The following is a 22,476-nucleotide window of genomic DNA, read 5'->3' as shown; positions in this document are numbered from 1 at the left end:
AAAAGATGCCCGACCGGGTGTTATCCGCCGAACTGATGCGCCAACACCGCGAAATAGGCACCGCTATCGAATGTTTCATCGACGCACTCGATCGCGGCAACCGGCAGCCCGAGCTACTGAGGGCGACGATGGATGCGCTGCGTCGGCACATTTACCTCGAGGAGATCTTCCTGTTCCCGCCGATTCGAAAGGCCGGAATAATGATGCCCGTCTTCGTGATGATGCGTGAACACGGCGAGCTGTGGCGGACGATGGAAACCCTCACGCAGCTGCTTGCTGACGGAACAGGCAGCCCGCGGCTTGAGGACACTTGCGAACAGCTGCTGGACCACCTCCACAAGCACAACTTCAACGAGGAGCCGGTCGTATATCTGCATGCCGACTACGATTTTCCGGCGCCAACGAGCGCGCAGCTGACCCGCTTCGTCGACACGGGCCGCATTCCCGATGGCTGGGTGTGCCAGCAGGCGGGCACGAAACGCACACGGTAACCGGCCATTTGCGGCTTGCCTTTCGATCCTCGCTGCCTCCACGAGCCGGTCACCGTCGATCATCCGGGGCGGCACGGCACTTCCCTGACGTTCTCTCTGAGTAGCGCGCTCCATCAGCCTCAGCGCGCGACAAGGATGTCGAGTTCTGGCGTGTCCGAGCCTGTCAGCCGTCGGTGCATGGCCCAGGCGATCCGGGCGCCCTGGATCTTCGCGCGTTCGGCGTTGGGTCCCCGGAACATCGCGTCGACGGTGTCAGTCCACATGGTCAGCCAGCGGACAAAATGACGGCTGCTCAACGGGACTCTTTGATGGACGCGGCGATGGGCGTGCAATGCGCTGCCTTTGTACAGGCCGGCGCGGAACAGCACAGTCTCCCAGAAGTCGGCCATCACCGGGATGTGCGATTCCAGACCTGTCAACCGCAACTCCGTGAAGGGCTCGGCGAGGACGTCGTCGGCCATCACCCGGCCGTAGAACCGGCGCAGCAGCGCCTCCACGTCCGCGCGGACGCACACGTCGGAGACCGCATGGCCCACAGGGTTAGAGAGCTCACTCATCCGTGATCACCCTGGCAAGACACAACTCGGGTTCGACGAAGGGCTCCAGCTCGGCTCGCATCCCCGGCGCGGAGCCAACCGACTTTTGCGGACCTGCCAGGCCCCGCAGCAGCCCCCGGTGCAAGGCGCACGTCACCTCCGGGTGAGCACGGGCCAGATCACGAACCGGGCAGCTGTGCAGGCGAATTGTCCGCTGGTTGCCGCGGGTCGATTTTTTGGTGGGAACCAACTCGGGACCGAATCCCATCCGGTCGAACACCGCCGTGATCGCCGCCGACCGCTCGTCAGCCGCCTCCCTCGATGCAGAACCGCCTGGAACATGTTGCCCCGCAGCGTCTTCGTGCGGACTCTCATCAGCGATTCGCTCGGCCCATCGCCGACCGGCGGCTTCGGCGCGGCGACGCCGCTTGTCGGCGGTATCGCCGAGTTCAAATGCCAATATCTCGGCAAGGACCCGATAGTCCAGCCGCTCGCGCACCGCACGGTATCCGGTGCGGGGACGACCCACACCGGTGCGCGTGATCCGGGTACGTTCGACGAGTCCCTCACCGCACAGCGCGTCGAGATGGAAGCGCACCGTGGTCGTGTGCAGCCCGAGGCGAGCGGCGAGTTCGACTGCATCAACTGGTTCGTCGTGCGCACGCACCAGTTCGAGAACTCGCTGGCGCTGCCGGTTACGCCCCAAGCGATGCGATCGTCCGGCCTCGTCCTCGTGGTGCTCACCCAACGCATCCATCCTCTCGTCCGGTTGCCTGCTTTTAAATGATATTTTTCATTAATAATACCAGGCCGCCCGGGTTGCGCCGCGCCGCCACTCGACGCGGCACCACCGCCCACACCGCGGCGTGTGTTGACCGACGTGTTACGACTGACGAGGTGAGTCTCGGCGGTGGCAGCGACCACTGCCTCGATCGCCTTTCGGGCTACCCGGAGCGTCCTGAGAGGCGCGACGTGGTTAGACGTTGGCGACGAGTGACAGCCCTCGACGGCCATGTATTCGTTTGCGTTGCTTGCTGATCGCTACCAGACGCGCCACCGCCTGTTCGATTCCGCGAGCCAACGCATCAATGTCGGATACGGCTTCGTAGTCTGCGAGGACGCCAAAAAACAGGTCCTCGGCATAGCTCAGCATTGCCACCCCGGTTCGCAATTGCATCGCAATCGGCGGGACCGGGAACACACTGACCACCGGCCGGTCCATGAGTCGCAGTGGCTGACGGGGCCCGGGGACGTTCGTTGCGAGGGTGGTCACGCCGCGCTGCGGTAGCTGGATCAACAACCGGACCGCCCATGCGGTCAGGGGAAATGGAATGCGATTGGCCATCGACACGAATGCATGACCCGCCTGCCGCTGGCCGTTTGACTTCGTACGGTCCAAGCGGGAATGGACGGTCCGCAGCCGCTCTATCGGGTGCTCCTCGTCGACCGGTAGGTAGGGCAGCATCACCGATACGCGGTTATCCGTCTTGTCCAACGCCTCGGCAGTCCGCATCGACACCGGCACCAGCGCGCGAAGCGCATCCGGAAGCGGCTCTTCGCCCCGCTGCACAAGGGTGTTGCGGTAGCTCTCCGTGATTGCGGTCAGCGCAACGTCATTGATGGTGACATCGAAGGTTGCGCACACCTGCGCGACGTCGGCGAGGGGCACCCGCGCGACGCCGTAGCGGCGCAGCGTGGTTATCGGTCCGTTGAGGGACGTCGTTGTGGGGCGCAGCAAGCCGGCGGCGATCTGCGCGGCACCCAGGGCCGTGCGGGCGGCGGTGGCCGTCATGGCGGTCGTCGTATGCCACACTCCACCCAGTATGTTCCGTGGGTTGAAGCCCGGCATGGTCCGTGAGATTCGTTGCGCTTCAGATTCTTTAGTGGCGTGGATAGAGCTTACGAAGCTCTCATGGGTGCCGCTGGGATCGGGGTCGCACAGCCCGACAAGCATGTGGGTGGCCGCGATTCCGTCGGCCATGCAGTGGTGAATCTTGGTGAGCATCGCCCACCGGTTTTCGCTGAGCCCTTCGATGATCCAGATTTCCCACAGCGGACGATCCCGGTCGAGGCGCCGGGAAATCACGTCGGCAGCCAGCTGGAACAACTCCCGGTCATCGCCGGGCCGCGGCAGCGCGATGTGCCGTACGTGACGGCCCAGGTCGAAGTCCGGATCGTCCACCCATTCGGGTGCACCGAGGTCGAAGGGACGAGTGCGCAGGCGCTGTCCGAATCGGGGGCACATCCGGACCCGTTGAGCAAGAGTCGCCATCAGCGCCTCACGGTCTGGGATCGGCCCCCCGATGACCGCCAGGCCGCCGATCGCCAAACTCACGTGCCGGTCCGCGTCCTCCGCCTTCAGAAAGCCGGCGTCAAGCGTTGTCAGTTGATCCACGGCCGCCACCTCCCAACTTATCTGCAACTAGTGGTAACACCAATCTTCCGTCGCCCGTCGCCGTGACACCAGGGCCAAAAGTCCCCGAAGTCGAGGCGCTCGTGCACCCGGCAGCGTCAGACAACTTCATGTTCCGTGACTCAAAGACGGTCTGGCGCTGTGCATTAAGCTTCAACGCCATCGGGTCAGACGGTGCTGTCACCATCGTGGCCTTGTCATCCCGAGCGACCATTCTCCAGTTGCTCCGCGCTATTTAAAGGATATTATTCATTTATAATGGGGTATGCGCAAGAGGAGGTCGGTCACACCGGAAGCCGGACGCAGTCGTGTTCGATACGCGGCCGACCGCCGAAATCAGGGTGGGTGACGGATAGTGCGCTCTTTCATGAGATCTCGGAGGCGGGCGATTCTTCGGAGGTACTTGCGCAAGGCGTGGCGATGAACCCCGGGACCGGCACCGAACCGGCCTGCCTACGTTCTCAATCCTTGGGATCCCAGCGCTGCCGTCCGCACTGGCGATGACACCTTGCGTGGCGGTATACACATTCAGGTATCCGAGAGGCCTCACGTGATCTAACTCTGGGTATCTCCCGCGTACTTCTCGACGAGCCCCCGCTTGTAGAGCTTCCCGGCGTCAGTCCGCGGTAACTGCGTCTCGAAATGCAGCGACCGCGGACACTTGTAGTGCGCCATGCGATTCCGTAGCCATGCAATGAGTTCCTCGGCAAGTCGGCCCGACGCCCGGGCGGGATCCGCCAACTGCACGACGGCTGTCACCGACTGTCCCATCACCGGATCCGGCACGCCGAACACTGCGGCGTCGACCACGAGTGGGTGACTGATGAGAAGATTTTCGGTCTCCTGCGGGTAGATGTTTACTCCGCCGGAGATGATCATGTGGTTGCGGCGATCGGTGAGGTACAAGTAACCCTCGTCATCGAGGTAGCCGACGTCGCCAACCGTGACCCACCCTTCGGGACTGCGGGCCGCAGCCGTTTTGGCTTTGTCATTGAGGTACTCAAACGGGTAACCGCCCTCATAGTAGATTTCACCGACTTGCCTCGGCCCGAGTTCGGTGCCCTCCTCATCGAGGATGTGCGGTGTACCAACCATGGGTCTGCCCACGGATCCTGGATGCGCCAGCCAGTCGTCGGCTCGGATGAACGAGATTCCGGCACCTTCCGATGACCCGTAGTACTCGTCAATGATCGGCCCCCACCAGTCGATCATCTGGCGCTTGATCTCGGGCGGACACGGGGCGGCGGCGTGGACGACGCGTCGCAAAGTCGATAGGTCGTAGCGCATCCGAGTTTCGTCGGGCAGCCGCAGCATTCGCACGAACATTGTCGGTACGAACTGTGCGTGCGTGACGCCATGGCGCTGGATGGCCTCGAGCGCGTGTTCGGCGTCGAACTTCTCCATCAGAACCGTTGTGGCGCCCGCGGCCTGCGCCGCCATTGTCCACATGGCCGGCGCGGTGTGGTAGGTCGGGGCAGGGCTCAAGTAGATCGAGTCGTCGCGCACCCCGAGGGCCTCGAAGACGGGCGTCGATAGATTCGAAAGACCGGCGCCGCGTGGGGCCGGCGGCCGGCGGATTCCCTTCGGGCGACCCGTGCTGCCCGCGGAATACTGCAAAAGCTGACCATCGCTTTCATCGGCGATCGGTGTCGCAGGTTCGGCCGCCACGCATTCGGGATAGCGCAGCCAGCCTTCCAGGTCATCGTCGGCAATCAGCGCAACCGGTGGTAGACCGGCGGGCAGGTGCCCGGGCAATTCACGACACACACCCCGCATCACCCGTGAGGAGATGATGGCCTTCGCTCCACTATCTGCCACGATGTAGGCGATCTCGGAGTGGCTCAGATGCGTGTTGACAAGCGTGTAGTACAACCCGCTTCGCTTGGCGGCCCACATCGCGGCGTGGATGCGCGCGTTGTTCTCCATGAGCACTGCGACGGTGTCGCCGGCGACCAGGCCCGAACGTCGCAGGAAATGGGCCAGCCTATTAGCGCTGGCTTCGAGGTCCGCGAAGCTCACGATGGTGCCGGAATAGTGAAGGACCACAGCGGGTTTGGTGGACGTTGCGTGATCACGCAACTGCATGAAGGCCCCTCTGGCTCTGGCGGAGAAATGTGTTCGCGTCCGTGGCGCCGCGGAACGCTTCGACAAGCGGTGACAAGACCTCGACAGCGCAATCGCCGTCCGCAGGCACCGCGGCGGTGCCCGGGCATCGGGGAGCCCGGCAGCGATCAGTGCCGGGCCCGACGCTTCCGACGCCGTCACATCTTCTTCCAGGGTTGATCCCAATGATCGATCGCCGCGACCTCGCTAAGCGGTTTGCGCCGCACCGGATGATGGCCGCCCTTGGGCCAGCCCACCGTAAGCAGGGTTGCGATCTTCCAGTCGTCGGGAATGCCGACCATGGACCGCAGCTGGTCCTCGCAAGACCCGTGCCACAGGGTGATCGCCGCGCCTAGTCCTTGTGCGCGAGCGGCCAGGAGGAAGTTTTGCACCGCGGGAAAGATCGAGCCCCCCTGCTGTAGCTCAGTGGTTCCTCGCTGTGGCTGGACACAGAACAGCACTAGCACTGGGGCCGCACCACCAACGCTCATGTGCTCAGCCATCGTTCGCAAAACGCGTGATTTGGGATCGTCAGCCCCGTTGTCGGGCACCGATATCCGATAGAACTCGGTCATAACGTCCCATGTCCGGTGTGCCGCCTCCGTGACCAGATCGCGCACCCTGCTCGACCTCAAGAGGACGAATTTCCACGGCTGCTGATTGCCTCCGGACGGAGCCCAACTCGCCGCACGCAGACAGGTGTCGATGACCTCGTCCGAGACAGGATCGTCACGATAGCGCCGCACGGCCGACGCGGTGCGCATGACCTCCCACAGGTCCGCCGACGCCAGTGGGAGAACTCTGTCGCTCACGCCTTCACCCCCGCGGGCAGCACGCCTCGCCAGGTTGCGCCGCGCACCGGGCCCGTGACCAGCGGCAAATCAAGCGTCGACAGCAAGCCGGTCGGGGCGGCCATCACCGCGGGGATCGCGTTGAGTTCGCGCATGACGGTCGCGTAGGTCAGGCCCCTCATGTTGTTGCCGCGACCATGCATCTCGATGTCGACGGTGTAGGTGGGTAGACCGTCGACGATGACCCGGTAGCCGCCGTGCGGTGACGGATGCCGCGGCCAATCAGGCGCAGCCCCCTTTCCCATTCTGGTGACATGTTCCAGCACGACTCGTTCCTCTCCGTTGACCATTCCGGCGAGTTTGAATCGCATGCCGCCCATGGTCCCAGGTTCGATCCACCCAGACGCAACCTCGTATCGCTCTGCTGCCAACCACTTTTCGATGGATGTTTCGACGCTCTCGAGCGGGAGTCCGACGCCGTCGGCGACCAGGTGGACAGTGGGTGCCCACAACGCGGCGAGACGGTCCGGGTCGAACAGCGGTGCCGGGTGGTCAGGGGGGTGCCCGAATCCCATGAAGTCGAACATGATGTCGGGTTGATTGATCGGACCGTAGTCGAGTAGCTCGAGCATCGTGATGCGGTCGACACGACTACTGAAGCCCGTCATAGTCAGCGCGATCACGTCGTTCGCCCAGCCGGGGTCAACACCGCTGTTGAAGAAGCTGGTGTCGCCCTCTACGCACGCCGCCGCAAGCAGTTCAACCGTTTCCTTGTCGGCCGCCGGCGGGTAGCACATGGGGACCAGCGAGGTGCACACCACATGCTTGCCCGCGCGCAGGCAGCGCGCGATGTCCTGCGCGGCATCGTGATAGCGGTAGTCACCCGATGCGAAGTAGGCCACCACGTCCGCCTTCATCGACAGCGCGGCTCCGATGTCCCGGGTGGCGATGACGCCGGTCGCGGGCATCCCGCACAGCTCGCCCGCATCCTTGCCGTCCTTGGCTTCGGCGTGCACCACCACGCCGGCAAGCTCGAGGCCTGGGTGCGCGATGAGGGCACGCAACGCACCGACCCCGACCTGGCCGGGACCCCACAGAATCACCCTTGGCTTCCGCTGACCTTCCGCCATCTGCACCCCTTCCGGCCAACACGGACCCGAACTGTGAGAACATCACTTCTCATATATTGATAACACCATTACCAGTAGCAGACGAGAAAGAGGCGAGAGCGGTGAGCGAGTACGAATTCCTGAAGTGGGACACATTCGACGACGGCATGATTGTTCGGATCTCGTTGAACCGCCCCGACCAGCGCAATGCCCAGAACCGCGGCATGCTTGTCGAACTCGATGACGCCTTTGCGCGCGCCGAGGCCGATGACACCGTTCGCGTGGTTATCCTCGCCGGCGAGGGCCCGATGTTCTCGTCCGGTCACGATATCGGCTCCAAACAGGCTCGCGCCGAGTTCAGCCCGGGGCCTGGCCAGCATCCGACCGTGACCGTCAACGGCGGTACCCGCGACGGCGCGGAGAGAACCATGCTGCAGGAATGGCATTACTTCTTCCAGAACAATCTGCGGTGGCGCAATCTGCGCAAGATCACCATCGCCCAGGTCCACGGCGACGTTTTCTCCGCGGGGCTGATGCTGATCTGGGCTTGTGACCTCATCATCGGAAGCGAAGAGGTGCGCTTCGCCGATGTGGTCGGCACCCGGTTGGGGATGTGCGGGATGGAGTATTTCGGCCATCCGTGGGAATTCGGTCCGCGACGCACGAAGGAGCTCATGCTCACCGGCGACGCAATCGACATCGAAGAGGCTTACCGGCTGGGCATGGTCAGCAAGATCTTCAAGCGCGACGAACTGGCCGAGCGCACCCTGGATTTGGGGCGACGCATCGCACAGGTGCCGACGATGGCGGCCCTGCTGATCAAGGAGTCGGTGAACCAGTCGGTTGACAACATGGGCTTCTACAACGCATTGCAGTCCTGCTTCGCCCTGCACCAGTTGAACCACTCCCACTGGGCGCAGATCCGCGAGGACAAACTCCCCACCGCGGGCGAGGAGCAGGGGGTGCCGAACTGGCGGACGGCTCCCCCGGTTGTCCTGGCCGTCAAGGACAAGGTGCGGTCGGACGCGTGACCGATATTGCTTCACCCACCGAACCGACGCCGCAACCCATGAACGTCACCATCGCGGGCCACCTCTTCGCCGGGTTGCCGTTCTACGACGTCGTCGATACCGACGACTCGGTCGTCGTCGATCTGCACAACCGTCCAGACCTGAGGAACATCCGCGGCGCGCTGCAGGGCGGGTTGGTCGCCACAGTCATCGACATCGCTGGCGGGCGGCTGGCGGTCAAGCACGCCGGGGACGCCGACGGTGCAGGCACCGCTGACATGTCCATCCATTTTCTGGCTCCGATCGTCGAAGGCCCGGCGCGCGCGACCGCCACGCTGGTGCGCGCGGGCAAGCGGTTGATAGTCGTCGGCGTTGACGTTCACGACGTCGGCCGAAACCGGCTGGCGGCGCGCGCGACGCTCAGCTTCGCGGTGCTGGCGCGCCGAGATCCAGGTCAACCCGCAGTGGCCCCGTAGCGCTCGTCGGCCACTCGGTCCAATGCGACGGCGGGCTCGCCGAAAACCATTGCCCAGCCCCGCACCCGGCGATAGTAGAGCTGGATGTCGCCTTCCATACCGAATCCGTATCCGCCGTGGATGTGCAAGCTGCGGCGCGTCGCGTCGCGCGCGGTTTCGTAGGCGAACGCGAAGGCCATGGCCGCCAGTTCGCGAACACGGTCCGGCTCGTCGGCGAATGCGCACGCCGCTTTCAGCCCGAGCAACCGCGCTCCGTCGGCGGCGGTGGCGCTGTCGGCCAACGGATGTGACACAGCCTGGAAGGTGCCGATCGCCATCCCGAACGCATGGCGTTGTTTGGCGTAGTCGACACCGATCTCCACGGCCTTCCTGGCCGCACCCGCCAGCGCGACAGCGGTCAGTGTCAGCCACAGGTCGAGCGCCCCGGAGAACAGGTCGTGTGCCTGCTCTCCGGCGGCGAGCACGAGCGATTCAGGGCCAATCACGATGTCCGCCAGCGGCATTGACGCGAGATTTCTCACCGCGGTGCTGTTGTTCCCGGTCGGCACTGCCAGCAGCCGCCCCTCGGCCAGGGCAATCACATGGTCTGCGACCGCGCCGGCGGGTACCAGTCCCAACTTCACTCCGCACCCGGCGCGAGGCGCGAAGGTGACCAGTTGGTCACCGGCGAGGACCGTGCTCAACAACTCTTTACCGGCCTCGCCCGAAGCGGCTAGCAATCGCGCGGCGACCTGCCCTTCGATGATCGGAGCCGACGCGATGGCCCTGCCGAACTGTTCGGCGATCAACGCGAGTTCCAACTCCGAGGCACCCCATCCCCCCGCCGCCTCGTCGACGGCCATCTCGACTGCCCCGGTCTCCAGCAGCGCCTTCCACAGCTTGAGATCGAAGCCCGACGGTTCCGCGGCCCGCACACGCTCGGAGGTCGACTCGCGCGCCAACAGTGCGGCGAACGAATCCACCAGCTGCCTCTGTTCGCCCGTCAAGCTCAGGTCCACGATCACCCGTCCCAATCACCCGCGGATATGGTTACTCTCAAATTTGAGAGTAACATTGTCGCGCACAGTGCCCGATTCGCGCGCGACTACAGATTGGCGTGCATACATGCATTTTCAGCTCGACGCAGCCTCCGCAAGCTACCGGGACGGCGTCCGCGCGCACCTGCGGGACGTATTGACCCCCGAATTCGAGGAGCAGATCTACCAGAGCGGTGTCGCACACGACGACGGATTCGCCAAAGCACTCGTCGAAAAGGGCTATTTCGCACCGTGCTGGCCTGTCGAGCTCGGCGGACAGGACCGCGGCATATGGGACGATCAGGTTCTCAAAGAAGAACTCATGCGCTTCGACGCGCCGATGTACCTTTCCGAGACGACCAGGATGGTGGCATCGATCATCCGCGAGATCGGTACCCCGGCAATGAAGGATCGCATCCTCGCCGGCGCGATCAACGGCGACATCACCATCGCCCTCGGCTTCACCGAGCCGGAGTGCGGGTCGGATGTCGCGGCGGCGGCCACCAAGGCCGTCCGCGACGGCGATGATTGGGTGATCAACGGCTCAAAGATGTTCACCACCAACGGTCACATCGCCGACTACATTTTCCTGCTCGCACGGACGAATCCCGATAAGCCCAAACACAAGGGCCTGACGATGTTCCTGGTGCCGCGTGATTCCAACGGCTTTGCGGCACAGGCGGTATGGACGCTCTCCGGGGAGCGAACGAACATCACTTTCTACAGCGACGTCCGCATCGGCGACGAGTGGCGGATCGGCGAAGTCGACGGTGGCTGGCAGGTGCTCGGGCTGTCCTTGCAGGATGAGCACGCGTCCGGCTGGGGCCCGCACCTGATCCGCCTGTTGCACCATGCGGAACGCTGGGCCACCACCACGTCCGACGACGGCTCGCGTCCCATTGCGAACGCAGACGTCCGGCGCCGGCTCGCCCGAGTCGCCATCGAGAGCGAGGTGTCGATGCTGTTGCAGCGGCGCTGCGTGTGGATGCTGGAGCAGGGCGAGATGCCGGTGGCCGAGGGACCGATGTCCAAGGTGTTCAGCACGGAGGCCCTTGAACGCGCCAGCCAGGACATCATCGAACTCGTGGGCCCAGATGGCCTTCGGAGCTATCTCGAACCGACCGCGCCTGAGCACGGTCGGTTCGACCACTCACTGCGCTTCTCTTTGGGCACCACGATCTACGCGGGCACCAGCGAGGTCCAGCGCACCATCATCGCCCAACGCGGGCTCGGCCTACCCCGTTAGCTTCTTGACCCGGCGAGCCGACGACGCACTGGGTCCCGCCTTGCGCGCGGGCCGGGCCTTGATGTCGTTAGCGGGCGGTGTCACAGCTTGTTTGCACCACGCCCACAATTGATCCTCGGTGAGCTTGGTTCCCTTGCCGCCCAAATGAAAAACGCCGATTTGAGCGAGCGCGGTGAGAGTGGTGTTCAGCAACGTGGTCAGCTGCGCGGGGGTCAGATCCGTGCGCACGAGTCCCGCCCGGGCACACGACGTGATGATCTTCGTCAGCAGCTTCAGGTGGGGCTCCCACACCTTGGCGAAGTCGTCCGGACGCTCGATTTCCAGGCTCAGGTTGTAGATGGTCATGACGCGGCCGCCGACAGCTTCCGACGACTCCGCCCGCGACAGGACACCGCGACAGAACGCCTCGAGTTGCTCCATCGGGCCGTCGGCCGCGGCAACGTCCTGCCGGATGTCCTCGGTGAACTGACTCGTGACGTTCTCGTAGAGCGCCAACATGAGTTCTTCTTTGCCGGCGAAGTGTTGGTAGAACGCCCGCAGGCTCAGATTGGACCTGTCGATGAGTGTCTGAATCGTGAAGTCGGCCTTGCCCGACTCCTCCACCAATTCCAGCGCGGTGGCCAGAAACCGCGAACTGCGGGCCAGGGCACGGGCCCTCGCGGTGCTCAGGCGCCGCTCGATCGTGCGCTGCTGCCAGCTACCCGGCAGCTCGACATCGGTATCTACCAATTCCAAGCCGGTTTCGACGTCTGAACCGGCGGGCTTCTTCGTAGGCATAATGCGGCCAGAATACGCGTTCTCCGTCAGAAATGCGCAATCTACCTACCCGTGTATGTTGATTGTCACTGCATGTAAGTGCGGATTTCCGCCCTATCCCTTCCTCGCCACCACGCGACCGCTCTGTCGGCCCTCCGGGCCACGAGCGCGCCTCCGACGACGGCCTCGGTCGGCACCGCATGGGTAAGCCATATCAGGCGCCGGGCGACTCCGACCCGATCCGATGCGGTACCGTGGAAACGGTCATTCTCGATTGCGGGAGCTATCATGCCCGTTCTGAAGTCGTGGGCCGTTGTCGAAGGAGTGCAGCGTTGAGCGCAGATATCCTGATCGTCTCGCCGGACGACCACCTGGTGGAGCCGGCCGATCTCTGGACCAGCCGGCTGCCCGAGCGCTATAGGGACATCGGGCCGCGGATCGTACGCACCCGGGGCCGCATGGATCCGAGCGTCACTTCGGATGTCGCGTTCGTCGAAGACGACGAGGGACGCGACGCGGACATCTGGCACTACGAGGACGCGGTCATCCCGATCCCACTCATCAGCGCGGCCGCCGGCTATGAGCTCGACGAGCTGAGCACCGATCCCATCACCTACGACGAGATGCGCCCAGGCTGCTACCGCCCCGCGGACCGGCTCGCCGACATGGACCTCGCCGGCATCGAAGCCTCGGCCTGCTTCCCCAACACTCTCGTCCGCTTCTGCGGCCAGCGTTTCCTGTACGGCAAGGACAAGGAACTCGCCAGGCTCTGCGTCGAGGCCTACAACGACTTCCAGATCGACGAGTGGGGCGGCAGCTCCAACGGTCGGTTGATCCCGCTCGGCATCATCCCGCTGTGGGACGTGGAACTGGCCGCCAAGGAGGTCGACAGGGTGGCGGCCCGTGGCATGCACGCGGTGTGCTTTTCCGAGCTGCCTTCTCGCCTCGACCTACCGTCGATTCACAGCGGCTACTGGGACCCGTTCTTCGCCGCCTGCGAACGAAACCAGGTGGGAATCATGCTGCACATCGGGTCGAGTTCTTCGCTCACCAAATCCTCGCCGGACTCGCCGCACGTCGTCACTAGCGCGCTGATGGCGGTCAACTGCACCATCGCCATGGTCGACTGGCTGTTCTCCGGCAAGCTCAGGCAGTTCCCGGACCTCAAGCTGGCCTTCGCCGAGGCGCAAGCGGGCTGGATCCCCTACTACCTGCAACGTGTCGACGAGGTCTGGGAGGACCGACGCGCCTGGGGTGGCATTCACCCGCTGCTGACCGAACCGCCGAGCACCCAAGTGCCCGGCCGAGTATGGTTCTCCACCTTCGGTGATTCGGTCGCATTTCGCATCCTCGATCTGGTCGGCGAGGACCAGCTCATGTTCGAGACCGACTACCCGCACAACGACACCAACTGGCCGCACAGCATGGAGGTCGCCAACAAGGCGACGGAGGGTCTCGACGAGGCGACCAAGCGAAAGGTGTTGTCCACCAACGCGAAGACGTTCTTTGGGATGGTGTAGCGCCGGCCCAAGCGCTACCAACCGCTATTAAGCGCTACAGCGCCTTCCACTCCGGCTTACGCTTCTCGAGGAAGGCGCGCGGCCCCTCGATGGCATCTTTCGTCAGCGCCACCTTCATCCGGTAGTTCTCGGCCAGTAGCTCTGCCTCGTAGATGGGCATCGTCAACCCCTTGCGCACCGCCATTCGTGAACCCCGCACCGCCAGCGGTGCATTCGAATTCACCACCTCGGCGATCTCCCACGCGCGCGCCATGAGCGCGTCGTGGGCGACCACCTCGGTGAAGACGCCCAAATCATAGGCACGCTGCGCGTCAAGCTTTTCGTGCTTGCCCATCAAGATCAACCGCATTGCCACCGGCAGCGGCAGGATCCGGGCAAGCCTGACCCCTTCGCGCCCGGATGTCACACCGATACTGACGTGCGGGTCCATCAACGTCGCGCGTTCAGACGCGACGGTGATATCGGCCGTAGTCACGAGGTCCATGCCGGCACCGCAGGCAATGCCGTTCACCGCGCAGATGATCGGCTTGGTCATGTGGAGCCAGGGCGGGGTCGCCTCCTGCGGTGCGTCCCACTGCCGCATCGAGCTCAGGATGGGCTCGCCCTGGTTGTCGATTCCCGCCGCGTTCTCCATGTCATGGTCGGCGGCCTTGTTGACGTCTGCCCCGACGCACAGGGCACGGCCGGAACCGGTGATGATTACCGTCCAGATGTCCTGCGAACGTTCGATTTCCGCATAGGCCACGGCTAATTCGGCGATCATCTGGTCGTTGATCGCGTTGAGCACCTCGGGACGGTTGAGGGTCACACACGCGGTGTGACCGCGAACCTCGACCTCGATCGTGTCGTACTGCGTCACCTGGTCAGGCTCCTTCTCTCAAAGCCTCCGCGGGAGGGCTGTTTTCACTCTGCGGCGGCAGCGACGCGAGCGGTCGGTTTGATACCCAGGATGTCGTGAAATCTTTCGCAGTAGCGAGGCCAGACATCGGGGTTCAGCAGGCGCGGCGGCATCGCGCCGGCGAAAATCGTCTGCCATTGCACCGCAGTCGCGACGGCGATGTCCCGCGCCGCCTCCACGGTGATGCCCGCGGTGTGCGGCGTCGCGACGACGTTATCGAGCTGCAACAGCGGGTTGTCCTGCCGTGGTGGCTCCTCGTGGAACACATCGAGGCCCGCTCCCGCGATGCCTCCGCTGACGAGTGCGTCGAGCAGTGCCTCCTCGTCATGGACCGGCCCGCGCGCCGTGGTGATGAAAAAAGCGGTCCGCTTCATCGCGGCGAATTGCGCTGTGCCGATGAGCCCTTGCGTCTCGCTCGTCAATGGGCAGGTCACCTGCACGAAGTCCGAACGCTCGATCAGCTCGGCAAGGGTCACCTGCCGCACGCCGCGACCTTGCGCTTTGGCATCGTCGAGGTACGGGTCGAAGACCAGCACCTCCATCCCGAATGGCGCACACAACTCTACGAGTCGGCCCCCTATGGCGCCGAGCCCGATCACACCGAGCGTCTTGCCGAGTAGCTGACTGCCTTGCAAGGCAAGTCGATCTCCGAGGGGGCCGGCCCGCAAAGCCCGGTCCGAGACGGTGATCTTCTTCGCGAGGTCGAGCATGAATCCCAGTGCGTGCTCGGCCACCGCCTCGGCCCCCGGGCCGGAGTTGTTGCATACCGCGATTCCCGCGCGGGTGCAGGCATCGACGTCGATGACGTCGTATCCGGCCCCGGCCGAACAGACGGCGAGCAGGGAAGAACAGCGCTCGATCAGCTCCTTTCCCGCCAGCCACTGCGCGCCATCGGCCACGGCCGCGACATCGGTTCGCGTGGCAACTTGATAGCCGTGCGCTGACTCCAATGTGGCCCAACCCGTTTCGGCGGGCGCGCTGAGATCGAGTTTGACGACGTCGATGTCGGAGTGTTCGAGGATGTCCCCTGCGGCGGGGTCAGTCCACCGCTCGACAACCAACCGCGGTCGTGGCGCGCCGGTCATGTAGCTTGTGCGCCTGTCACGCCACCGGTCATGGCCGCGCCTTGGGTTTGGCCTGGGCTGCCTTGAACATGTCAGCCAGCGCGACGTCTACATTGCGGTAGTCATTACGGGCGATCGCGCCGTCGCGCCCGGGCACCACGTCATAGCCCAGCCGCAGATCCTTGTTTTCCATGTGGAAATACTCGCGACCGATCGGCAGACGACGATCCTCGCGCGCGACCTCCATCCAGGCGCGCAGGAAACAGCGGGCTTTCTTCGGGTCGTTACTACTGACGAAGTCGGACCGCGAGTGGCACATGGCGAAGTTGTTGGCCACCGCCGCTTCGCCTGATTCCAAACGGAATTCGACCTGCTGCTCGACGAGTACGTTGCGCAGCAGCTCGACGGCCTCTTGTTGCTTCGGGGTGAACGCGCGCCCAAGGGTCTGCATGGCCGGGAAGATGCTGCTGTAGGTGAAATTGATGCAGATTCGTCCGTCGATCTGCGAGAAGACCGGGACGTCGTAGGGCGTGATGTCGGGCTGATCGTCGGGTTGTTCGCTGCGCCGGTGATGTGGAAACCCTTGGTAGAGCACGTCAAGCAAATCCGGGCGTTCGGCCAGGATGCGGTTGTGCGCGGCAGGTCCGCTCGCAAACTGGCTCTCCCCGCCCTGAGCCGCCGGATATACGCACAGCAGGGACAGGATGTCGGCGGCGTCGTTGTGCATGGCCAGTTCCGCGCGGGATTTGGTGCCGCGTGCGGGTTGCACACCGCCGGGCAGGATCTCCTCTTGAACGCGCACCATCCGGTGCCCGAAGGAGTTGTTCGACACGAGATATCCGAGGTGTGTGCAGAATGCCCAGTAGATGCGCTCGAGGTCCTCGATCGGATGCTGTTCGACCGGAAATCCGCGCACGCACGCAAGGCCCTTGCCGAACATCAAATCCTGGTAGAGCCGCGCCAGATCGTCGTCGAGGTCTGGGTGCCGGGCGTCCTCGGGCGTGATGTCATCTCGGTCCTTTTTTGCGGTTGTAACCAGGATCGATTCCAGCGCAGCCACATTGCGGGCGGACAGGTCGAACGCGAAATCTTCCTTGCTGGTGAAGTCGGCGCCGGTCCAGGCCATTGGGTCGGTGACGGGTTTGGTGTAGATGACTGTCGGCATCCGGTCCTCCTGATGTGTTGACGTCGCCTCGGCTATCGGTGTCATTCGTCAAGCTGGTTCCCGTGATGGGCCCTCCAGTCCGCGGAGCGCTTGTGCGCGGGTCGTGGCCGCCTCGGTCATCATCCCGATGTCAGTCCCCGCCGAGATAAATCGCAATCCCAGTCCCACGAACCTCTTCAGCAGGTCAAGGGACTTAATTCCGGCTATCCCGAGCGCCACGCCGTGACTACGACAAGCCGCCGCGACCGATTCTACTGCACGGTGGAAATGCTCATTCTCATACTGTCCGTGTATCCCCATTTCGGCGGTCAAGTCACTCGGCCCCAGGAGGATCATGTCGATGCCGTCGACCGACGCGATGGAGTCGGATGCCTCCACGGCCTCCGGGGTCTCGATCATCACCGCCACGACCGTGCGTTGTTCGAGCGACTCCACCAGTTGCGGCGCCGGTCGTGGTTGATACCCGCTGACCGCATTGGCGCCAGATACTGACCGATTACCGATAGGCGGAAACCTCGCGGCGCGAACCACGGATTCCGCTTCTTTTTTCGAATTAACGTGCGGCACAATGATTCCTACCGCGCTGCCATCGAGAACCCGCGCTATAACGCTCGGATCGTGGGAAGGAACTCGCACCAGGCCGGAAATCCCGGCACCCAGCGCGCTCACACATAGCATCTGCGCCGTATCCAGGGATGTCGACGTGTGCTCGAGATCGACGTACACGGCGTCATACCCGCATGCCGCCGCGACAGCCGGAACGTCGGGAGTGCGTGTGTTGAGCAGCGCCAGGCACAGCACAAGTGCGTCTCCTCGCAACGCATCGCGCAGCGCTGTCGTCATAGGCCCACGTTAGCCGACCGAGAATAGCGTTTCCATATTTCCGTCAACGAGCATTATCGGCTGCAGCGATGATGTGATAACCATTAGCTATGCCGACCAACCGCGTCGCGATCGTGGGTGCAGCTCTTTCCGACTGCGGTCGGGTTCCCGACAAGACCGCGATGGCACTGATGGCGCAGTCCTCGCGCCGAGCCATCGCCGACGCGGGCCTAGGCAAGCACGATATCGACGGCTTCGGCGGGCACGGCACGCTGCTGCCGCCGGTGGAAGTCAGCGAATACCTCGGCCTGCGACCGGCTTGGGTCGATGCGACGAATGTCGGCGGATCATCCTGGGAAGTGATGGCCGGGCACGCCGCCGCCGCGATCGCGGCCGGCGAGATCGAGGTCGTTCTGTTGACCTACGGATCGACCGCCCGTTCCGACGTCAAGCGCCGGGTACGCGGGTCGGCTGCTGCACTGGGCACCGGCGGCGTATTGCAGTACGAGGCGCCGTACGGCGCCACCCTGATCGCCAAGTACGCGATGGCGGCCAGGCGGCACATGATCGAATTCGGCACCACCGTGGACCAGTTGGCCGAAGTCGCCGTGGCGGCCCACGAGTGGGCGGCCATGACCGACAACGCATTTGAGCGTGACCGCATCACCCTTGCAGACGTCGCCGCCGCGCCAATGCTGGCCGATCCGTTTACCTCCAAGCATGTGTGCCTGCGCACCGATGGCGGTGGCTCCGTTGTGCTCGCCAACGAGCGGGTGGCTAAAGCTTGCGCGAAGGAACCGATTTGGATCCTCGGTGCTGCTGACGCGACGTCGCACGTCAGCATGGGCCAGTGGCCCGATTTCACGACGTCGGCGGCGGCACGCTCCGGCCCGAAGGCGTTTGCGCAGGCGGGCGTGCGCCCGGCCGACATCGATGTGTGCCAGCTCTACGACTCCTTCACGTCCACCGTCCTGCTGACCGTGGAGGACCTCGGCTTCTGCGCCAAGGGCGAAGGCGGGTCCTTCATCGAGTCCGGGGCCCTTCGCCCTGGGGGCGCGCTGCCGACGAACACCGATGGCGGCGGCCTGGCGTCGTGCCACCCCGGCATGCGGGGCATGTTCCTGATGGTCGAGGCGGTCAGACAGTTGCGGGGAGAATGCGGACAGCGCCAGGTCAGCGGGGCCCGGCTGGCATGCGTCCATGCGATGGGTGGTTTCTTCACCCATAGCGCCACGATGATTCTCGGGAGGCAGTAGTGACGGCTCCTGATCGGCCCACGACCGATGCCGACAGCCAAGCATGGTGGTCGGCCATCCAGGACCGAAGGCTGACGGTCAACGGCTGCCGGTCCTGCGGTCAGACCTCCCTCTACGCGCGGCCGTTCTGCCCGCATTGTTGGAGTGAGGACGTCGAGTTGGCGGTGGCCAGCGGTCGCGCGCGCCTGTACACCTGGAGTGTCATCCATCAGAATGGCGCACCCTTCGATGCGCGCACGCCCTACGTGCTGGCGATGGTGGACCTCGCCGAGGGGCCCCGGCTGATGACAGTCGTTGAGAACTGCCGCGTGGAAGACCTCCGCGCCGAGATGGAGTTGGTGATCGCCTACCGCGAGGGGGAAAACGGGTTCGTCGTCCCGGTATTCCACCCGGCAAGCCTGTAGGGCCCCTGCGGGGCACCACCCTCACCCGGTCACGACAAGACGCGCGGCCAGCAAACGCTGCCGGCCTGCGGAGCGCGCATCGAGTGTGTTCCTATCGATCTTCCCATTGGCGTTGACGGGAAGTGACTCCTCCCAGAACACCAGTTCCTCGGGCAGCTTGTATTTGGGCAACCCCGCCGACACGAGCGCATTGGCGACGTCCGACAACGACATCTGGACATCGGTGTCGAGAACCATTGCCATTGCCAGCCGCTCCCCGGTCACAGCGTCGGCGACGGAGTATGCCGCGCATTCTCGTACTCCGTCGATCCGCGCGACAGCCTCTTCGACCTCCGCTGTGGGAATCTTCATCCCGTTGCGGATCACGATCTCTTTGATCCGGCCGATGATCCGTATCCGACCGTCGGTCAGGTCCGCCACATCGCCTGTGCGGAACCAGTCCCCGTCGAAGGCTTCGGCGTCGTCCGAGGCGTCGGTGTATCCGAGGAACGCATGCGGACCACGGACACAGCATTCCGTCGGGTCGCCGGCGGAGCCGACCCGCACATCCACGTCATTGAGCGGGACGCCGTCATCGGCGTGGCGCACCTGTGCGGGCTCGCCGCGCAGGCCCGAGGTGCTCACCGGCACTTCGGACGATCCGTATGCCCGCATGACGATGATGCCGAACTCGTTCTCGATTCGCTCCACGATGCGCCGATCCAACATGGTGCCGCCGAGATACACTGCACGCAAAGGGATTTTCCTGTTTCGGGCCACCGCCTCGTCGAGCATCCGGTTCAGCAGCCGATCAGGGCCGCCGTACCATGTCGCAGCGGAATCGACCAGCAGATCACACGTCGCCGCCGGGTCCCATCGGTCCTCGAGAGTCACCGGTGCCGCGAGCATCGGACCGATGAACAGCGCCTGCACCACCCCGGTAACCGATGCCAGCGGGCTGATCAGAAAGATCCGGTCGTCCGGACCCAGGCCCGCCCCCGCGATGTAGTTCGCCGACGCCTTGATCAGCGTGCTCAAGGAGTGGATCACGCCCTTGGGTCGAGACGTCGTGCCCGAGGTATAGAGCACAAAGCAGGGCTCGTCGGCCGACCGCGCTGGACGCAACGCCTGCGCGGCACCCACCGGCTCGCCGGCGCACGGTTCGATCCAGCAACAACGCCCAGCCAGGGCTGGTTCAGCGCCGGCGGCCCAGTTCGGCGCTGCGCCGAATTCGGCACCGGTGCGCGTGAGAATGTCCGCGATCTGTCTGGTTCCCGCACTGCGCGGCACGAGCAGCACCACCGCATCGGCGCGCAGCGCCGCGTGGACCGCTACCACCGAGTCCACATCGTTACCGACAACCACGACAATCGCGCTGCCCGGCGCCACGCCGGCATTCACCATGGCGTGGGCGGCCGCATCGACCCGCTTGTCCAGTTCACCGTAGGTCAATTCGGTTCCCCGATCGACGACGGCCGTCCGAGCGGAGTGCCGCGCCGCGGTGGATCGCAGCACGTCGACGGGCTGCGCTGTCCAGAAACCGGCTGCGCGGTAGCCGGGTCGCATTTGTTCGGCTCGCCGGCGCGCATGTCGCAGCAACTCAGTCGGGCCGCTCATGGTGCTTCCTCCGATGCAAATGATTGTTCTCGATTGAGTAAATGTAACCTCTCACACATGCAGTCAATGACTTTCGACAACCAGGTAGCCATCGTGACCGGGGCCGGCGGCGGTTTGGGCCGCTGCCACGCCTTGGAGCTCGCTCGGCGCGGTGCGCGAGTCGTGGTCAACGACCTGGGTAGCGCGGTGGACGGCAGTGGTGCCTCGACATCGGCGGCCGAAAGCGTGGTCGATGAGATCGCCGCCGCAGGTGGGACGGCGATCGCTAACCATGACTCGGTCGCCACCGAGGCGGGGGGCGCGGCCATCGTGGCGGCGGCGATGGACGCCTTCGGGCAGGTGGACATTCTGATCAACAACGCGGGAATCCTGCGCGATGCCGCGTTCAAGAACATGACGGCCGATCAAATCGACGCGGTGATTACAGTCCACCTCGAGGGCACGTTCAACGTGACGCGCGCGGTATGGCCGATCATGCGCGAGCAAAACTACGGACGGATCGTCCAGACGACTTCGGGGACCGGGCTTTTCGGCAACTTCGGTCAGGCGAATTACGGCGCGGCGAAGATGGGCGTGGTCGGGATGATGCACGTGCTGGCCATCGAGGGACAGCGCAACGGTATCGCCATCAACGCCATCGCACCAATCGCGCGTACGCGGATGACCGAGGACATCATGGGCGAGGCGGGTAAGGCCATGGACCCAGAACTCGTCACCCCGGTGGTCGTCTACCTGTCACACCGCAGCTGTGATCGAACAGCCCACATCTACTCGGTGGGCGGCGGCCAGGTTTCGCGTGTCTTCATCGGAGTCACCAAGGGCATCGAGGATGGTGGGCTCACCGCAGAGGCCGTGGCCGACTCGATCGACCGGATCGACGACAGTTCGACATTCACGATCCGCGGGGGGCCGACGAAGGGCTGAACCTCAGAACCCTTGGAATCGCGGCGTGCGTCGCTCGGCGAACGCCCGTAAACCCTCAGTCAAGTCCGCAGTCTGCGACACGACCTCCTGCGCCCACGCCTCCTGTTCGAATGCGCGATCGCGACCGGACTCCGACGACACCGCCAACAATCGCTTGGTGAGTGCGAGCATCACCGTCGGGCCGGCGGCGAGCCGTCCGACGATCTCTTCGGCCGTGGCGTCGGCGTCGTCGGGCGCGACGACGCGGTTGACGAGCCCCAGGCGCTCGCACGTCGCGGCATCGACGGGCTCGCCGAGCATCAGCAGTTCTGTGGCCTTACGCAGCCCCACGATTCGGGTCAGGAGGTGAATGGCGCCCGAATCCGGCAGGATCCCCCGGTGCACGAACGCTTCGACAAGCTTTGCCTCCGTGGACATGACGACCAGATCGCACGCCAGCACCAGACTGGCCCCCGCGCCCGCAGCGGTGCCCCGGACCGCGGCGACCACTGGTTTGTCGCAGTCCAATATGGACGCAACCAACCGCTGCCACCCCTGCTGGAGCATCCGAGCGACATCGCCGGGCCGCTTGTCGGCAACGGGTTGCGCGGACGGGTCGGCGTCCGACGCCCGTGGCGCCAGGCCCGCGCCCGCACAGAAGTGTCGCTCGCCCGTCGCGCGCAACAGCACGGCACGAACACCGGGATCGTTGTGCGCCCGCGTGAATGCATCCGTGAGCGCATCACGAGCTAAGGGCGACAACGAATTTCCGACATCGGGCCGGTCGATGGTAATTCGTTGCACTCCGTCGTCACCGACGGCCACCACGATGCCCGGCGCTTCGTCTCTCATCATCGCGTCCCCTGCGTTAACTGCGTTTCCGTTTTTCGGGTATCTTAAT

At 64.4% G+C, this 22,476-nt stretch carries 22 protein-coding genes; 8 read left to right on the top strand and 14 right to left on the bottom strand.

Going from position 1 to position 22,476, the window contains the following annotated elements; translation table 11 throughout:
- Nucleotides 1–5: 5 nt before the first annotated feature.
- Nucleotides 6–491, top strand: coding sequence for a hemerythrin domain-containing protein (locus tag AC5Y4F_RS05395; protein ID WP_499995400.1), 486 nt, complete (start codon nucleotides 6–8; stop codon nucleotides 489–491).
- Between the two features lie 119 nt (nucleotides 492–610).
- Here AC5Y4F_RS05395 and AC5Y4F_RS05390 read toward each other — a convergent pair whose 3' ends face one another.
- From AC5Y4F_RS05390 to AC5Y4F_RS05365, 6 genes are all read right to left on the bottom strand, one after another.
- Nucleotides 611–1,048, bottom strand: a complete 438-nt coding sequence (locus tag AC5Y4F_RS05390) for a group III truncated hemoglobin (RefSeq protein ID WP_067934527.1) — start codon at nucleotides 1,046–1,048, stop codon at nucleotides 611–613.
- Complete coding sequence (locus AC5Y4F_RS05385; protein WP_499995787.1) at nucleotides 1,041–1,775, bottom strand: helix-turn-helix transcriptional regulator; 735 nt, start codon at nucleotides 1,773–1,775, stop codon at nucleotides 1,041–1,043. Before AC5Y4F_RS05385 ends, AC5Y4F_RS05390 begins: the two co-directional genes overlap by 8 nt.
- A 228-nt stretch (nucleotides 1,776–2,003) precedes the next feature.
- Nucleotides 2,004–3,422 (bottom strand): WS/DGAT/MGAT family O-acyltransferase, encoded by a 1,419-nt coding sequence (locus AC5Y4F_RS05380; RefSeq protein ID WP_499995398.1) that lies wholly within the window; start codon nucleotides 3,420–3,422, stop codon nucleotides 2,004–2,006.
- Between the two features lie 573 nt (nucleotides 3,423–3,995).
- Nucleotides 3,996–5,525 (bottom strand): fatty-acid--CoA ligase FadD4, encoded by a 1,530-nt coding sequence (gene fadD4 / locus AC5Y4F_RS05375; protein ID WP_499995397.1) that lies wholly within the window; start codon nucleotides 5,523–5,525, stop codon nucleotides 3,996–3,998.
- A gap of 176 nt (nucleotides 5,526–5,701) precedes the next feature.
- On the bottom strand, nucleotides 5,702–6,307 hold the full coding sequence (locus AC5Y4F_RS05370; protein WP_067934539.1) for a nitroreductase family protein: 606 nt from the start codon (nucleotides 6,305–6,307) through the stop codon (nucleotides 5,702–5,704).
- Nucleotides 6,308–6,351: 44 nt separating this feature from the next.
- The gene (locus AC5Y4F_RS05365; RefSeq protein ID WP_067934732.1) at nucleotides 6,352–7,437 is read right to left on the bottom strand and encodes an NAD(P)H-dependent amine dehydrogenase family protein; all 1,086 of its coding nucleotides are present in this window, start codon (nucleotides 7,435–7,437) and stop codon (nucleotides 6,352–6,354) included.
- A gap of 128 nt (nucleotides 7,438–7,565) precedes the next feature.
- On the opposite strand from AC5Y4F_RS05365, the gene AC5Y4F_RS05360 reads away from it, so the two are divergent.
- Entirely contained in the window at nucleotides 7,566–8,474 is a 909-nt protein-coding gene (locus AC5Y4F_RS05360) for an enoyl-CoA hydratase (RefSeq protein WP_499995395.1), read from the top strand.
- A 38-nt stretch (nucleotides 8,475–8,512) separates the two neighbouring features.
- On the top strand, nucleotides 8,513–8,929 hold the full coding sequence (locus AC5Y4F_RS05355; RefSeq protein WP_067934544.1) for a PaaI family thioesterase: 417 nt from the start codon (nucleotides 8,513–8,515) through the stop codon (nucleotides 8,927–8,929).
- Here the strand turns inward: AC5Y4F_RS05355 and AC5Y4F_RS05350 are convergent.
- Nucleotides 8,908–9,927: an acyl-CoA dehydrogenase family protein gene (locus AC5Y4F_RS05350; protein ID WP_499995393.1), complete on the bottom strand. Its 1,020-nt coding sequence runs from the start codon at nucleotides 9,925–9,927 to the stop codon at nucleotides 8,908–8,910. The two genes, AC5Y4F_RS05355 and AC5Y4F_RS05350, sit on opposite strands and share 22 nt — an antisense overlap.
- A 106-nt stretch (nucleotides 9,928–10,033) precedes the next feature.
- Here AC5Y4F_RS05350 and AC5Y4F_RS05345 point away from each other — a divergent pair, with 106 nt between their 5' ends.
- Nucleotides 10,034–11,191 carry an acyl-CoA dehydrogenase family protein gene (locus tag AC5Y4F_RS05345; protein WP_499995392.1) on the top strand — a complete coding sequence of 386 codons (1,158 nt, stop codon included), beginning with the start codon at nucleotides 10,034–10,036 and terminating at the stop codon, nucleotides 11,189–11,191.
- Here AC5Y4F_RS05345 and AC5Y4F_RS05340 read toward each other — a convergent pair.
- Nucleotides 11,180–11,968 carry a TetR/AcrR family transcriptional regulator gene (locus AC5Y4F_RS05340; protein ID WP_064951555.1) on the bottom strand — a complete coding sequence of 263 codons (789 nt, stop codon included), beginning with the start codon at nucleotides 11,966–11,968 and terminating at the stop codon, nucleotides 11,180–11,182. The two genes, AC5Y4F_RS05345 and AC5Y4F_RS05340, sit on opposite strands and share 12 nt — an antisense overlap.
- 311 nt (nucleotides 11,969–12,279) lie before the next feature.
- Between AC5Y4F_RS05340 and AC5Y4F_RS05335 the strand changes: the two genes are divergently transcribed.
- Complete coding sequence (locus tag AC5Y4F_RS05335; protein ID WP_067934548.1) at nucleotides 12,280–13,467, top strand: amidohydrolase family protein; 1,188 nt, start codon at nucleotides 12,280–12,282, stop codon at nucleotides 13,465–13,467.
- A gap of 34 nt (nucleotides 13,468–13,501) precedes the next feature.
- Here AC5Y4F_RS05335 and AC5Y4F_RS05330 read toward each other — a convergent pair whose 3' ends face one another.
- From AC5Y4F_RS05330 to AC5Y4F_RS05315, 4 genes are read right to left on the bottom strand one after another with little or no spacing between them, the layout of a single operon-like run.
- A complete protein-coding gene (locus tag AC5Y4F_RS05330) occupies nucleotides 13,502–14,326 on the bottom strand; it encodes an enoyl-CoA hydratase/isomerase family protein (RefSeq protein WP_064951552.1) in 825 nt (274 codons plus the stop codon).
- 44 nt (nucleotides 14,327–14,370) lie between these two features.
- Nucleotides 14,371–15,450 (bottom strand): hydroxyacid dehydrogenase, encoded by a 1,080-nt coding sequence (locus tag AC5Y4F_RS05325; protein ID WP_499995391.1) that lies wholly within the window; start codon nucleotides 15,448–15,450, stop codon nucleotides 14,371–14,373.
- 28 nt (nucleotides 15,451–15,478) lie between these two features.
- A complete protein-coding gene (locus tag AC5Y4F_RS05320; protein ID WP_499995390.1) occupies nucleotides 15,479–16,594 on the bottom strand; it encodes a TauD/TfdA family dioxygenase in 1,116 nt (371 codons plus the stop codon).
- Between the two features lie 48 nt (nucleotides 16,595–16,642).
- Nucleotides 16,643–17,437: an HpcH/HpaI aldolase family protein gene (locus AC5Y4F_RS05315; RefSeq protein WP_067934553.1), complete on the bottom strand. Its 795-nt coding sequence runs from the start codon at nucleotides 17,435–17,437 to the stop codon at nucleotides 16,643–16,645.
- A gap of 89 nt (nucleotides 17,438–17,526) precedes the next feature.
- Between AC5Y4F_RS05315 and AC5Y4F_RS05310 the strand changes: the two genes are divergently transcribed.
- Nucleotides 17,527–18,672: an acetyl-CoA acetyltransferase gene (locus tag AC5Y4F_RS05310; RefSeq protein ID WP_067934555.1), complete on the top strand. Its 1,146-nt coding sequence runs from the start codon at nucleotides 17,527–17,529 to the stop codon at nucleotides 18,670–18,672.
- On the top strand, nucleotides 18,672–19,076 hold the full coding sequence (locus tag AC5Y4F_RS05305) for a Zn-ribbon domain-containing OB-fold protein (RefSeq protein ID WP_067934556.1): 405 nt from the start codon (nucleotides 18,672–18,674) through the stop codon (nucleotides 19,074–19,076). Before AC5Y4F_RS05310 ends, AC5Y4F_RS05305 begins: the two co-directional genes overlap by 1 nt.
- 21 nt (nucleotides 19,077–19,097) lie before the next feature.
- Here the strand turns inward: AC5Y4F_RS05305 and AC5Y4F_RS05300 are convergent, their stop codons facing one another.
- The gene (locus tag AC5Y4F_RS05300; protein ID WP_082947620.1) at nucleotides 19,098–20,621 is read right to left on the bottom strand and encodes a class I adenylate-forming enzyme family protein; all 1,524 of its coding nucleotides are present in this window, start codon (nucleotides 20,619–20,621) and stop codon (nucleotides 19,098–19,100) included.
- 108 nt (nucleotides 20,622–20,729) lie between these two features.
- Between AC5Y4F_RS05300 and AC5Y4F_RS05295 the strand changes: the two genes are divergently transcribed.
- A complete protein-coding gene (locus AC5Y4F_RS05295; RefSeq protein ID WP_067934560.1) occupies nucleotides 20,730–21,596 on the top strand; it encodes an SDR family NAD(P)-dependent oxidoreductase in 867 nt (288 codons plus the stop codon).
- A 3-nt stretch (nucleotides 21,597–21,599) separates the two neighbouring features.
- Here the strand turns inward: AC5Y4F_RS05295 and AC5Y4F_RS05290 are convergent, their stop codons facing one another.
- On the bottom strand, nucleotides 21,600–22,427 hold the full coding sequence (locus AC5Y4F_RS05290) for an enoyl-CoA hydratase/isomerase family protein (RefSeq protein WP_067934735.1): 828 nt from the start codon (nucleotides 22,425–22,427) through the stop codon (nucleotides 21,600–21,602).
- Nucleotides 22,428–22,476 lie beyond the last annotated feature (49 nt).

This window comes from Mycobacterium sp. NGS56 (assembly GCF_059812425.1).
This window is presented reverse-complemented; position numbering and strand designations above follow the sequence as displayed.